General features: G+C 62.0%; 9 protein-coding genes. 5 read left to right on the top strand and 4 right to left on the bottom strand.

The genetic code is table 11. The annotated features are described in order from the left end of the window. Positions 1-14 precede the first annotated feature (14 nt). Complete coding sequence (acnA, locus tag HX875_RS22155; protein WP_177045685.1) at positions 15-2756, bottom strand: aconitate hydratase AcnA; 2742 nt, start codon at positions 2754-2756, stop codon at positions 15-17. A gap of 191 nt (positions 2757-2947) precedes the next feature. Here acnA and rlmM point away from each other — a divergent pair, with 191 nt between their 5' ends. Both rlmM and tusA read left to right on the top strand, forming a co-directional pair. Continuing rightward, positions 2948-4021, top strand: a complete 1074-nt coding sequence (gene rlmM, locus HX875_RS22150) for a 23S rRNA (cytidine(2498)-2'-O)-methyltransferase RlmM (protein WP_177045683.1) — start codon at positions 2948-2950, stop codon at positions 4019-4021. Between the two features lie 106 nt (positions 4022-4127). Further along, complete coding sequence (tusA, locus tag HX875_RS22145) at positions 4128-4379, top strand: sulfurtransferase TusA (RefSeq protein ID WP_177045682.1); 252 nt, start codon at positions 4128-4130, stop codon at positions 4377-4379. Between the two features lie 90 nt (positions 4380-4469). Here the strand turns inward: tusA and HX875_RS22140 are convergent, their stop codons facing one another. Next, complete coding sequence (locus HX875_RS22140; RefSeq protein ID WP_371321493.1) at positions 4470-5867, bottom strand: MATE family efflux transporter; 1398 nt, start codon at positions 5865-5867, stop codon at positions 4470-4472. Between the two features lie 310 nt (positions 5868-6177). Between HX875_RS22140 and pdxB the strand changes: the two genes are divergently transcribed. Continuing rightward, positions 6178-7320 (top strand): 4-phosphoerythronate dehydrogenase PdxB, encoded by a 1143-nt coding sequence (gene pdxB / locus HX875_RS22135; RefSeq protein WP_177045678.1) that lies wholly within the window; start codon positions 6178-6180, stop codon positions 7318-7320. A 51-nt stretch (positions 7321-7371) separates the two neighbouring features. Here pdxB and HX875_RS22130 read toward each other — a convergent pair whose 3' ends face one another. After that, positions 7372-7545 (bottom strand): PA1571 family protein, encoded by a 174-nt coding sequence (locus HX875_RS22130; protein WP_176438723.1) that lies wholly within the window; start codon positions 7543-7545, stop codon positions 7372-7374. 255 nt (positions 7546-7800) lie between these two features. Here HX875_RS22130 and HX875_RS22125 point away from each other — a divergent pair, with 255 nt between their 5' ends. Beyond that, positions 7801-9573 (top strand): ABC transporter transmembrane domain-containing protein, encoded by a 1773-nt coding sequence (locus HX875_RS22125; RefSeq protein ID WP_177045676.1) that lies wholly within the window; start codon positions 7801-7803, stop codon positions 9571-9573. A 182-nt stretch (positions 9574-9755) separates the two neighbouring features. Here the strand turns inward: HX875_RS22125 and HX875_RS22120 are convergent, their stop codons facing one another. Continuing rightward, complete coding sequence (locus HX875_RS22120; protein WP_177045668.1) at positions 9756-11684, bottom strand: transglycosylase SLT domain-containing protein; 1929 nt, start codon at positions 11682-11684, stop codon at positions 9756-9758. 212 nt (positions 11685-11896) lie between these two features. Here HX875_RS22120 and HX875_RS22115 point away from each other — a divergent pair, with 212 nt between their 5' ends. Beyond that, entirely contained in the window at positions 11897-13816 is a 1920-nt protein-coding gene (locus tag HX875_RS22115) for an ATP-binding cassette domain-containing protein (RefSeq protein WP_177045661.1), read from the top strand. Positions 13817-13841: the final 25 nt, after the last annotated feature.

Raw genomic sequence — 13841 nt, 5'->3', positions numbered from 1 at the left:
GTAGCGCGTGTTAGTTACGAGGCAATCAACTGCCGCAACACGTAGTGCAGGATCCCGCCCGCCTTGAAGTACTCGACCTCATTCAGGGTGTCGATGCGGCACAGCACTTCAACCTTCTCGCTGCTGCCATCTTCCCGGGTGATCACCAGTGTCAGGTTCATGCGCGGCTCGATCTCGGCATCGGTCAGCCCGAGGATGTCGATCTTCTCTTTGCCGGTCAGCTTCAACGCCTTGCGGTTCTGGTCCAGCTTGAACTGCAGTGGCAGCACGCCCATGCCCACCAGGTTGGAGCGGTGAATCCGCTCGAAGCTCTCGGCGATCACCGCCTTGACGCCCAGCAGGTTGGTGCCCTTGGCCGCCCAGTCGCGGCTTGAGCCGGTGCCGTATTCCTGGCCTGCGATCACCACCAGCGGGGTGCCGGACGCCTGGTATTTCATGGCGGCGTCGTAGATCGGCATTTTCTCGCCGGTGGGGATGTAGATCGTGTTGCCGCCTTCCTCACCGCCCAGCATTTCGTTGCGGATACGGATGTTGGCGAAGGTGCCGCGCATCATCACTTCGTGGTTACCGCGACGCGAACCGTAGGAGTTGAAGTCTCGCGGCTCCACGCCTTGCTCGCGCAGGTATTTGCCCGCCGGGCTGTCGGTCTTGATGTTGCCAGCGGGGGAGATGTGGTCGGTGGTCACCGAGTCCCCCAGCAACGCCAGCACGTTGGCACCTTTCACGTCCTCGATCACCGGCAGCGGGCCGCCGATGTCGTCGAAGAACGGTGGATGCTGGATGTAGGTCGAATCCTTCTGCCACACGTAGGTCGCGGCCTGTGGCACTTCAATGGCTTGCCACTGTTCATCGCCGGCAAACACTTCGGCGTATTCCTTGTGGAACATCTGGGTGCTGACTTGCGCGACGGCGTCGGCAATTTCCTTGCTGCTGGGCCAGATGTCCCGCAGGTACACCGGTTTTCCGTCGGAGCCGGTGCCCAGGGGTTCGCTGCTGATGTCCATGCGCACGGTGCCGGCCAGTGCATAGGCCACGACCAGGGGCGGGGAGGCCAGCCAGTTGGTTTTCACCAGCGGGTGCACCCGGCCTTCAAAGTTACGGTTGCCCGAGAGCACCGAGGCGACGGCCAGGTCGGCTTTCTGGATGGCTTTTTCGATCGGCTCGGGCAGCGGCCCGGAGTTGCCGATGCAGGTGGTGCAGCCATAACCCACCAGATCGAAGCCCAGCTTGTCGAGGTACTGGGTCAAGCCCGCCGCTTTATAGTAATCGGTGACCACTTTCGAGCCGGGCGCGAGTGAGGTTTTCACCCACGGCTTGCTCTTCAGGCCCTTTTCCACCGCCTTTTTCGCCACCAGGCCGGCGGCCATCATCACGCTCGGGTTGGAGGTGTTGGTGCAGGAGGTGATCGCCGCGATCACCACCGCGCCGTTTTTCAGGCGATAGGTCTGGCCTTCGAAGTCGTAATCGGCTTCACCGATCAGGTCGGCGTTGCCGACGGCAACCCCGCCGCCGCCTTCGCTTTCCAGGCGGCCTTCTTCCTTGTTGGTGGGTTTGAATTGCAGGTCGAGGAAGTCGCTGAAAGCCTGGCCAACGTCAGGCAGCGAGACGCGGTCTTGCGGGCGTTTCGGCCCGGCGAGGCTGGCTTCGACGCTGCCCATGTCCAGGGCCAGGCTGTCGGTGAAGATCGGTTCCTGGCCAGCGTTGCGCCACAGGCCCTGGGCCTTGGTGTACGCCTCTACCAACTTGACGGTTTCTGCAGGCCGGCCCGACAGACGCAGGTAGTCCAGTGTCACTTCATCCACCGGGAAGAAGCCGCAGGTAGCGCCGTATTCCGGAGCCATGTTGGCGATGGTGGCACGGTCGGCCAGCGGCAGGTCAGCCAGGCCGTCACCATAGAATTCGACAAATTTACCGACCACGCCTTTTTTACGCAGCATCTGGGTGACGGTCAGCACCAGGTCGGTGGCGGTGATGCCTTCTTTCAGCTTGCCGGTGAGCTTGAAGCCGATCACTTCGGGGATCAGCATCGAAACCGGCTGCCCGAGCATCGCGGCTTCTGCTTCAATCCCGCCCACGCCCCAGCCCAGTACGCCGAGGCCGTTGATCATGGTGGTGTGGGAGTCGGTGCCCACCAGGGTGTCGGGGAAGGCGTAGGTGCGGCCGTCTTCATCCTTGGTCCACACGGTGCGGCCGAGGTATTCCAGGTTGACCTGGTGGCAGATGCCGGTGCCGGGCGGTACCACGCTGAAGTTGTCGAAGGCGCTCTGGCCCCAGCGCAGGAAGGCGTAGCGTTCGCCGTTGCGCTGCATTTCGATGTCGACGTTTTCCTGGAAGGCGCCGGTGGTGGCGAATTTGTCGACCATTACCGAGTGGTCGATCACCAGGTCCACCGGTGACAGCGGGTTGATACGCTGCGGGTCACCGCCGGCCTTGGCCACGGCGGCGCGCATGGCGGCCAGATCGACCACGGCGGGTACGCCGGTGAAGTCTTGCATCAGTACCCGGGCGGGGCGGTATTGGATCTCGCGGTCGGAGCGGCGCTCTTTAAGCCAGGCGGCAATGGCCTTGAGGTCGGCGCCGGTGACGGTCTTTTCGTCTTCCCAGCGCAGCAGGTTTTCCAGCAGCACCTTGAGGGACATCGGCAGCTTGTCCAGATCACCCAGGCTCTTGGCGGCTTCGGGCAGGCTGAAGTAGTGATAGGTCTTGTCGTCGATCTGTAAGGTTTTAAGGGTTCTCAGACTATCAAGGGATGACATTACATGACTCCTTATGGTCCGCACGGCTACGGACCTGACGGGACGAACAGAGCTTATAAATTAGCCCTGTTTTAGGTAGCTGGCTAATTACTGGACTCTATGGATAAGTCCAAGGTTCCGAACTCGGCTATCATGCGCGCGTTTTCATGACAGGCATTGCGCTATCGCAAGCCCGTGATCCAGGAGAGTTGATGAACACCCTTTTTATGCACTGCCGCCCGGGTTTTGAGGGCGAAGTCTGTTCCGAGATCGCGGAACACGCCGCGCGCCTGAATGTTTCGGGCTACGCCAAGGCCAAGACCGGCAGCGCCTGCGCCGAATTCGTGTGCACCGAAGAAGACGGCGCCCAGCGCCTGATGCGCGGCCAACGCTTTGCCGAGCTGATCTTCCCAAGGCAATGGGCGCGTGGGGTGTTCATCGATTTGCCGGAAACCGACCGTATCAGCGTGATCCTGGCGCACCTGCGGGATTTCCCGGTGTGCGGCAGCCTGTGGCTGGAGATGGTCGACACCAACGACGGCAAGGAACTGTCGAACTTCTGCAAGAAATTCGAAGGGCACCTGCGCAAGGCGCTGATGGCCGCCGGCAAACTGGTGGAAGACGCCAGCAAGCCGCGCCTGTTGCTGACCTTCAAAAGCGGCCGTGAAGTGTTCATGGGCCTGGCCGAGTCGAACAACTCGGCGATGTGGCCGATGGGCATTCCCCGTCTGAAATTCCCCCGGGACGCGCCAAGCCGCTCGACCTTGAAGCTGGAAGAAGCCTGGCACCACTTTATCCCTCGGGATCAGTGGGACGAGCGCCTGCACAGCGACATGACCGGCGTCGACCTCGGCGCAGCGCCTGGCGGCTGGACCTGGCAGTTGGTCAACCGCGGCATGCTGGTGACCGCCATCGACAACGGCCCGATGGCCGAAAGCCTGATGGACACCGGCCTGGTGCAGCACTTGATGGCCGACGGCTTCATCTATACGCCCAAGCAGCCGGTGGACTGGATGGTCTGCGACATCGTCGAGAAACCGGCGCGCAACGCGGCCCTGCTGGAAACCTGGATTGGCGAGGGACATTGCCGCGAAGCGGTGGTCAACCTGAAGTTGCCGATGAAGCAGCGTTATGCCGAAGTACGGCGCTTGCTCGACCGCATTGCCGACGGCTTCAAGGAGCGGGGCATTCGGGTGGAAATCGGCTGCAAGCAGCTGTACCACGACCGTGAAGAAGTGACCTGCCATTTGCGTCGGCTGGATGTGAAGAAGCCAAAGGCCCGGTAAACCCGCCCCTGTAGGAGCGAGCTCGCTCGCGAAAACCTTGAGGGCGCCGCTGACTACCTGGCGCCCCGCATTACCGCTAAAATGCCGGCCTGTTTAGGAGTAAACCATGAGCCTGACCCCTGATTTACCCGTCGACGCCGTTCTCGACGCCACCGGCCTCAACTGCCCGGAACCGGTGATGATGCTGCACCAGCACATCCGCGACCTGGCGCCTGGTGGCTTGCTCAAGGTGATCGCGACCGATCCGTCGACCCGTCGCGACATCCCCAAGTTCTGCGTGTTTCTCGACCATGAACTGGTGGACCAGCAGGAACAGGCCGGTACTTACCTGTACTGGATCCGCAAGAAGTCTTTGTAGGAGCGAGCTTGCTCGCGAAAGTCGTTAACGATAACGCAGGTTGCCCGGTTTAACGCGGCGCTCTCGAGTTCTTCGCGAGCAAGCTCGCTCCTACAGTTTTTTGTCGTGGCGAATCCGCTTGCGTGCACTGCGCACCAGGCGGATCACCAGCATTGCGGCCGCACAGCTCAGGCCAACGATCAGCCCCTGCCACAAGCCACTCGGGCCGCGTGCCTGGCCGAGCCAGTCGGTCAGCCCCAGCGCATAGCCCACCGGCAACCCTACGCCCCAATACGCAAACAGCGTCAGCACCATGGTCACCCGTGTGTCCTGGTAACCGCGCAATGCGCCGGCGGCCGTGACCTGGATCGCGTCCGAGAACTGAAACAACGCCGCAAACACAATCAGCATCGCCGCGACCTGGATCACCCTCGGGTCGGAGGTGTAGATAGTGGAAATCTGTTCGCGAAACAGCAGCATCAGGCTGCAGGACAGGCAGGCGTAAACCAGCGCCGTGCCCATCCCCACACCGGCGGCGAAACGCGCCTCGCGGGGTTCGCCACGGCCCAGGGCCTGGCCCACGCGCACGGTGACCGCCATGCTCAGGGAGTAGGGAATCATGAACACCAGCGAGCTGAAGTTCAGGGCGATCTGGTGCCCGGCCACCACCGTGGCACCAAGGCTGCCGATCAGCAGTGCGATCACCGCGAAAATGCTCGACTCGGCAAACACCGCAATCCCGATGGGCAAGCCAATGCTCAACACACGCTTGATCACCGACCACTGCGGCCAGTCAAAGCGCTTGAACAGCTCGCTGCTCTGATAGACCGGCGCCCAGCGGGTCCAGGCGGCCAGGCCGAGCATCATCACCCACATCACGATCGCCGTGGCCCAGCCACAACCGATGCCGCCCATGGCCGGCACGCCGAAGTGGCCGTAGATGAACACATAGTTCAGCGGAATATTCAGCGCCAGCCCGCACAGGCCCATAACCATGCTCGGCCGCGTGCGGCCCAGGCCGTCGCTGAAGCAGCGCAGCACGTAATACAGCGCAATCGCCGGCATGCCCGAGGCGATGCCGTGCAGGTAGCCCATGCACGGTTTGATCAGCTCGGGGTCGACGTTCATCAGGTGCAGGATCGGTTCGGCGCTGATCAGCAACAGCAGCGCGGTAATCCCCACCACCAGCGCCAGCCACATCGACTGGCGCACCAGCGGGCCGATCTCGCCGTGGGTACCGGCGCCAAAGCGCTGGGCGACCTTCGGCGTGGTGGCCAGCAGGGTGCCGGTCATCAGCAGGTACACCGGGATCCAGATGGAGTTGCCCAGGGCGACCGCCGCCAGGTCCCGGGAGCTGACACGCCCGGCCATCACCGCATCGACAAAGCCCATGGCCGTGGTCGCCAGTTGCCCGATCATGATCGGCAGGGCCAGCGCCAGCAGGTTGCGCACCTCAAGGCTGACGCGGGCGGGGCGAGAGAGGGCGGGGGTAGTTGCGGCAGTGTTCACGTACGGATGTCCAGAGAGGCGGAGCGCAGGACGGCGCATTCTACGCCCTGACGTGTTGGTCAGGAAAAAACCTGTGTTGTGGATTTGTAAGCACTTGCGCGCGCAAAGATTGCTTTTTGTGGCGAGGGAGCTTGCTGTGGCGAGGGAGCTTGCTCCCGCTGGGCTGCGCAGCAGCCCCAGGACGGGCAACCGATGTGTACCTGAAAAAAAACGTTGCTTCATTTGGGAGCGCTCCGCACTCCAGCGGGAGCAAGCTCCCTCGCCACAAGGAAAACCGCTGTACACTGCTGATCCGCGAAAGGAGCCTGCCATGCTGATTGTTGCCGACGAAAATATCCCGCTGCTCGATGCATTCTTCGAAGGATTTGGCGAGATTCGCCGGGTTCCGGGGCGGTCCATCGACCGTGCGACCCTTGAGCGGGCCGACGTGCTGCTGGTGCGTTCGGTGACCAACGTCAACCGCGCCTTGCTCGAAGGCACACCGGTGCGGTTTGTCGGCACCTGCACCATCGGCACCGACCACCTCGACCTCGATTACTTCCAGCGCGCCGGTATTCAGTGGTCCAGCGCCCCCGGCTGCAACGCCCGTGGCGTGGTCGACTATGTGCTGGGCAGCCTGCTGACCCTGGCCGAAATCGAAGGCGCAGATCTGGCCCAGCGTACCTACGGTGTGGTGGGCGCCGGTGAGGTCGGCGGGCGCCTGGTCCAGGTTCTCAAGGCGTTGGGCTGGAACGTGCTGGTGTGCGACCCGCCCCGGCAGATCGCCGAGGACGGCGATTACGTCAGCCTTGAACAGATTATCGAGCAATGCGATGTGATCAGCCTGCACACGCCGCTGAACAAATCCGGCAACGGTTCGACCTGGCACCTGTTTGATCGCGAGCGCCTCAATCAACTGAAACACGGCACCTGGTTGATCAACGCCAGCCGCGGCCCGGTGGTCGACAACGCCGCCCTCAAGGACGTGCTGCTGGACCGCGAAGACCTGCAAGCAGTGCTGGATGTATGGGAAGGCGAGCCCCAGGTGGACGTCGATCTGGCCGACCTGTGTGTGCTGGCCACCCCGCATATCGCCGGCTACAGCCTGGACGGCCGGCAGCGCGGCACGGCGCAGATCTACCAGGCGCTTTGCCAGTATCTGGGCCAGGAGCCAACCATTCAACTCAGCGACTTGCTGCCGGAACCCTGGCTGGCCGAGGTCAGCCTCAACGCCAATACCGACCCGGCCTGGGCGCTGGCGGCTATATGCCGTGGCGTGTACGACCCGCGCCGTGATGACGCGGATTTCCGCCGCAGCCTTGTAGGCACAGTTGACGAGCAGCGCAAGGCGTTTGACCAACTGCGCAAGCACTACCCGCCGCGGCGTGAGATTGATGGCTTGAAGGTGCGGATCAGCGGCGAGTCTGCCGCCTTGTCGAACATCGTCTCGGCGTTGGGTGCACAGGCGATCTGAACCCATAAAAAACCCGGCTAACAAGGCCGGGTTTAAAAGAGCTTGGGCGATTCAGCCTTGCTTGGCAGGCTTGACCAATTTCTGCTCCAGTTCGGCGCATGCGCTCTGGATCATCTCTTCGGTGATTTGCACTTCGCGGCCTTGAGCGTCGATGTACGAGCAAGGCAACTGCTGCGGTTGGCGGATCACTTCAATTTTGGCGTTGCTGCTGTTTTGCAAGGACATGGCCCGTCTCCTCATCAGGTTGTGTACCTACTCTAAAACCCCCGTGTGAACGCGTTGTTACAACTCCATACACGTCCAGCGGATCGAATGCCCAGTCCAGCAGAAACCGATACAAATTTCCAGCCGAGCCTTAGACCGATAGCCTCTAGGGGCTAGGTTCGGTAAGCATAATTAACCTGACTCATTGTGATTCACTCAAGTTCCCCCCATGTAAAGGTGCAGGTTCCCGTCTCCAACCTTCAGGTGAAACCCTCCATGCTCTCAGCCCGTCAACGCCGCGCGATTCGCCTGGCCAGCCGCTTCGTCGCTCCCTACCGCTGGCAGGCCCTGGGGGCCTTGTTGGCGTTGATCGTCACCGCAGGCATCACCTTGTCCATGGGGCAGGGCATCCGCCTGCTGGTGGACCAGGGCTTCATGACCCAGTCACCGCACCTGCTCAACCAGTCCATCGGCCTGTTCATGATTTTGGTGATGGGCCTGGCGGTGGGCACGTTTGCGCGGTTTTACCTGGTGTCGTGGATCGGCGAGCGGGTGGTGGCGGACATCCGGCGGCAGGTGTTCAATCACTTGATCTACCTGCACCCGGGTTTCTATGAAAACAACCGCAGCTCGGAAATCCAGTCGCGGCTGACCACCGACACCACCTTGCTGCAATCGGTGATCGGCTCCTCGCTGTCGCTGTTCCTGCGCAACGCCTTGATGGTGATCGGCGGGATCGTGCTGTTGTTTGTCACCAACCCCAAGCTCACCAGCATCGTCGTGATCGCGCTGCCGCTGGTGCTGGCACCGATCTTGATCTTCGGCCGCCGGGTGCGCAGCCTGTCGCGGCTGAGCCAGGACCGTATCGCCGATGTGGGTAGCTACGTGTCCGAGACCCTCGGCCAAATCAAGACCGTGCAGGCCTACAACCACCAGGTGCAGGACGAACAACGCTTTGCCGTGACGGTGGAAGAGGCGTTCACCACCGCGCGCAAACGTATCCTGCAGCGTTCGTGGCTGATTACCCTGGTGATCATGCTGGTGCTGGGCGCCGTGGGCGTGATGCTCTGGGTGGGCGGAATGGATGTGATCAGCGGGCGGATTTCCGGTGGTGAACTGGCGGCGTTCGTGTTCTACAGCCTGATCGTCGGCAGCGCCGTCGGTACGTTGAGTGAAGTGTTGGGTGAACTGCAGCGCGCAGCCGGTGCGGCAGAGCGGATTGGCGAGTTGCTGCAATCGAGCAATGAAATCAAGGCCCCCGAGGCCAATGTCATCAAGCTGCCAGAGCGGGTCAGCGGTCGGTTGGAGTTGCAGGACCTGCGCTTTTCCTACCCGTCGCGGCCAGACAGCTACGCCATTGATGGCCTGAGCCTGACGATCAATGCCGGCGAAACCCTGGCCTTGGTCGGCCCGTCCGGTGCGGGTAAATCAACCATTTTTGACCTGTTGCTGCGCTTCTACGATCCACAGCAAGGTCGCGTTCTCCTGGAAGGTCACCCGCTGACCGAACTCGACCCGCTGGACCTGCGCCGCTGTTTCGCCCTGGTATCCCAGAGCCCGGCGCTGTTTTTCGGAAGCGTTGAAGAAAACATTCGCTACGGCAATCCGTCGGCCACCTTCGCCCAGGTCGAAGAGGCAGCACGTATCGCCCACGCCCACGACTTCATCCTGCAAATGCCCGATGGCTACCAGACTCACCTGGGCGACGGCGGCATGGGCCTCTCCGGCGGCCAGCGCCAACGCCTGGCCATTGCCCGGGCGTTGCTGGTGGATGCACCGATCCTGCTGCTGGACGAAGCCACCAGCGCCCTGGATGCCCAGAGTGAACACCTGATTCAGCAAGCGTTGCCGCAGCTGATGGAAGGGCGCACCACCCTGGTGATTGCCCACCGCTTGGCCACCGTGAAGAACGCCGACCGGATTGCCGTGATGGACCAGGGCAAGCTGGTGGCGGTGGGGACGCATCAGCAGTTGATCGCGAGTAACCCGCTGTATGCGCGATTGGCGGCGTTGCAGTTCAGTGATGGTGATGAGCCGGTTAGGCACTGACCCGACGCCCATACCGGATCGTTGTGGCGAGCGAGCTTGCTCGCGTTGGGCTGCGAAGCAGCCCTGAATCCTTACAACCCGATCTATCTGAATAACGCCGCGACATTACTTGGGGCTGCTGCGCAGCCCAACGCGAGCAAGCTCGCTCGCCACAGGTTTTGTATCAGCCTCTGAAAGTCGTGTTACTGATCATCAAAATACCGCTCATGCCAATCCACCAACGGCTGTGGCGCATTGAGCTTCTGCCCGTAGATCACCGAATAAGACAGCACGTTCTGCACATACTGGCGGGTTTCGTCGAAAGGTATGCTTTCCACCCACACGTCGAAACTCAGGTGGTCGGCGCCACGCAGCCATTGGCGCACACGGCCGGGGCCGGCGTTGTAGGCGGCGGTGGCGAGTACGCGGTTGCCGTTGAACTGAGCGTGGACCTGGCTCAGGTACGCCGCGCCGAGCTGGATGTTCTTGTCCGGGTCGAGCACTTGCTGTTGCGAGGCCAACGGGATGCTGAACTTGCGTGCGGTCTCTTTCGCGGTGCCGGGCATCAGTTGCATCAGCCCGGTGGCGCCGACGCCGGAGCGGGCGTCGTCCATAAAGGCGCTTTCCTGGCGGGTGATCGCAAACACCCAGCTTGAATGCACGCCGCGGACCTTGGCTTCACGCACCAGCGTGTCGCGGTGGGCCATCGGGAAGCGGATGTCCAGGTCGTCCCAGTACTGCGCCTGGCTGATGGTGCGGATCGCCGGGAAGTACCACTTCATGTCATAGGCCAGCTTCGCCTGGGCGACCATTTCGTCGCGGTTGAAGTGTCGGCTGACGTGGTACCACTCGCGACGGCCATCAACGACCTGGCCACGGGCGTAGAACTCCAGGGCACGGCGTACGCCGGGGGTGTTACGCACCTTGTTCATCAGCGCCTGGCTCATCATCAGCGGCTTGTTGTTCAGTTGGTACGGGGACTGGGAGCGATCTGCCGCGAGGAAACCGTAGAAGTCGCGCTCTTTGGCCAGGCCCTTGTACAGCACCAGGGCTTGCGGGTTCTTCGGCTCTGCCAGCTCCAGGCTGCGGGCCTGCCAGTAGCGCCAGCGGTTGGTGGTGGCCAAATCCTGCGGCAGCTTGCGGGTCAACTGATAAGCATCTTCCCAGCGCGCCAGGCGTAGCAGCAGGCGCAGGCGCCATTCGGAAACGGTGTTGTCCCGCAGTTCCGGATCGTATTTGGTCATCACGTCGAGGGCGCGCGGGTCGTAGCGGCGTGCCAGGGTCAGGCCGATTTCCCGGGCGATCGACACTTTTTCGTCACGAGAGAAGTGCATGCTGCTGGCATAACCGTCGAGCAGGGCCATGGCCTTGTCCGGGTCCTGGCGTGCCAGGCGGCGAAGCCCCAGGCCGACGGCGTCGGACATGGCCTCGTTGGCCGGCAGGAAGCGCGACGGGTCGCTGAGCATGTCGGGCTTCTGCGCCACGTCCACCATCAGGCGGCCTTGGGCGCCAAGGGTCGGCAAGGTTTTTACCAGGCTGTTGGCCAGCGGGTAATTGCGCGCTTCGGTGGCCAGCTTGGCGCGGTCCCAGATTTTCTGTTCGGTCAGTTGGCCGTCAGCGGCCCACTGGCCAAAGGTTGCATCACAGGCGGCAGGCTGGGATTTACCGGTGAGCCACAGCTTCTCGGTGGTTTTGTAGCCTTCGGCTTTTTGGTTATGGGTCAGCTGGAATTGGCCGTGGAGGCAGTCCAGTTCGACGAAATTGAGTTTTGGGTCGTAGTACTTTTCAAAGGTTTGCCAATCGCCACGGTCGGCCAGCCAGCGCAACCAGCGCAGTTTCATCCAGTTGGCCTGGGGCAGGTCGCCGTTCTTGGCGAGGAATTGTTCGATTTCCTCATTGCTGGCGGTTTTCAGGCGTGCGGTCAGTTCGTCGTAGGCCAGGTACGGCGTCAACGGGTAGTCGGCCAGGGCCTGGCTGTATTGGAAATACGGGCCGCTGTCGCCTTTGGCGAGGGCTCGTTTGGCTTCATCGTAATATTGACGTTGGGTGGTGAGGTCCACGGCCTGGGCGGATTGAACGGCGGTGGCAGAAAGAAGCAGACAAGATAAAAAGCTGAAAAGGCGACTGCGCATGAGACGTCCGTGCAGAGGAAACTGGACTAGTGCCGACGTCGCCGACACTGATTGCCCCTAGCTTAGCCTTTTGGCCGCAACCGGTGAAAGCTTTGCCGGTCGCTTCATTCAAGTTCATCTGAAATGTCCGACAGAACGTGTCAACGGCGAAAATGCCGGCCGCCTCGAGCCCTAAGTCAGGTAGAATGCGCGCCCAGTTTTTGGAGAAGCGTATGACCCTGCTCAAATTCAGCGATGTGTCCCTTGCTTTCGGCGCTATGCCGTTGTTGGACAAGGTGTCCTGGCAGATCGCCCGTGGTGAGCGGGTGTGCATCATCGGCCGCAACGGCACCGGCAAGTCCAGCATGATGAAGCTGGTTAAAGGCGACCAGAAGTCCGATGAAGGCTCTGTGTGGCGCGCCCCGGGCCTCAAGATCGGCGAATTGCCGCAAGAATTGCCGGTGGCCGACGGACGGACAGTGTTCGACGTGGTTGCCGAAGGCCTCGACGGCGTAGGCGCACTGCTTGCCGAATACCATCACCTGGCGCAGAACTGCGTCACCGAAGCCGACCTGGACAAGCTGATGCACGTCCAGCAAGACCTCGAAGCCCGTGACGGCTGGCGCTTGCAGCAACTGGTCGACAGCACCCTGAGCCGCCTGCAGTTGCCGGCCGACAAGACCCTCGCCGAATTGTCCGGCGGCTGGCGTCGCCGCGTCCTGCTGGCCCAGGCCCTGGTGTCCGAGCCGGACCTGCTGCTGCTCGACGAACCGACCAACCACCTGGACATCGGTGCAATCGCCTGGCTGGAAGAAGCCCTCAAGGATTTCCAGGGCGCCGTGCTGTTCATCACGCACGACCGTTCCTTCTTGCAGAACCTGGCAACCCGCATCCTCGAACTGGACCGCGGTGGCCTGATCGACTGGAACGGCGACTACGCGAGCTTCCTGGTGCACAAGGAAGCCGCGCTGTCCGCCGAGGAAACCGCCAACGCCCTGTTCGATAAAAAGCTGGCCCAGGAAGAAGTCTGGATCCGCCAGGGCATCAAGGCCCGCCGCACCCGTAACGAAGGCCGCGTACGCGCCCTGAAAGCCCTGCGCGTTGAGCGCGGCGAGCGTCGCGAACGCACCGGCAAGGCCAATATCCAGCTGGATACCGCCGACAAGTCGGGCAAGCAAGTGATGGTGCTGGAAAACGTCAGCTTCCATCACCCGGACGGCCCGTTCCTGATCAAGGACTTCTCCATGGTCCTGCAGCGCGGCGACCGTATCGGCCTGCTCGGTGCCAACGGTACCGGCAAGACCACCTTGCTCAAGCTGATGCTCAACGGCCTGCAACCCACCAGCGGTAAAGTGGAAGAGGGCACGCGCATCGACGTGGCCTACTTCGACCAGTTGCGCCACCAGTTGGACCTGGAAAAAACCGTGATCGACAACGTCGCCGAAGGTCGCGACTTTATCGACATCGACGGCCAGAGCCGCCACGTGCTGAGCTACCTGGGCGACTTCCTGTTCAGCCCGCAGCGTGCACGTACGCCGGTTAAAGCCTTGTCTGGTGGTGAGCGTGCGCGCCTGCTGCTGGCCAAGCTGTTCAGCAAACCGGCCAACCTGCTGGTGCTCGACGAACCGACCAACGACCTCGACGTTGAAACGCTGGAGCTGCTGGAAGAGGTCTTGCTGACCTTCAACGGCACTGTACTGATGGTCAGCCACGACCGGGCATTCCTCGACAACGTGGTCACCAGCACCCTGGTCTTCGAAGGTGAAGGCAAGGTTCGCGAATACGTCGGTGGTTACCAGGACTGGCTGCGCCAGGGCGGCTCGCCGCGCCTGCTGGGCGTGACCGAGAGCAAATCCGGCAAGGCTGACCTGACCTCGGCCGTGGTTGCCCCGGTGGCTGCCGAGCCAGCTCCAGCCCAGGAAGCGCCTGTTGCGAAGAAGAAGCTCAGCTACAAGCTTCAGCGTGAGCTGGAAGCACTGCCGGGTGATATCGACGCCAAGGAACAGCAGATCGCTGCCGTGGAAGCTGAAATGGCTGACGCGGGTTTCTATATGCGTCCTGCTGCAGAAACCGCCAAGGTGATTGCCTCCCTTGAACAGTTGAACAGCGAGCTGGAAGCACTGGTTGAACGCTGGGCCGAGCTGGATGCCTGAGTGATTCAAGCGCAATAAAAAACCG

The sequence above is a fragment of the Pseudomonas yamanorum genome, assembly GCF_013386765.1.
GTDB lineage: Bacteria > Pseudomonadota > Gammaproteobacteria > Pseudomonadales > Pseudomonadaceae > Aquipseudomonas > Aquipseudomonas yamanorum_A.
The sequence above is the reverse complement of the archived record's forward strand: the minus strand, read 5'-3'. Positions and strand labels throughout refer to the sequence as shown.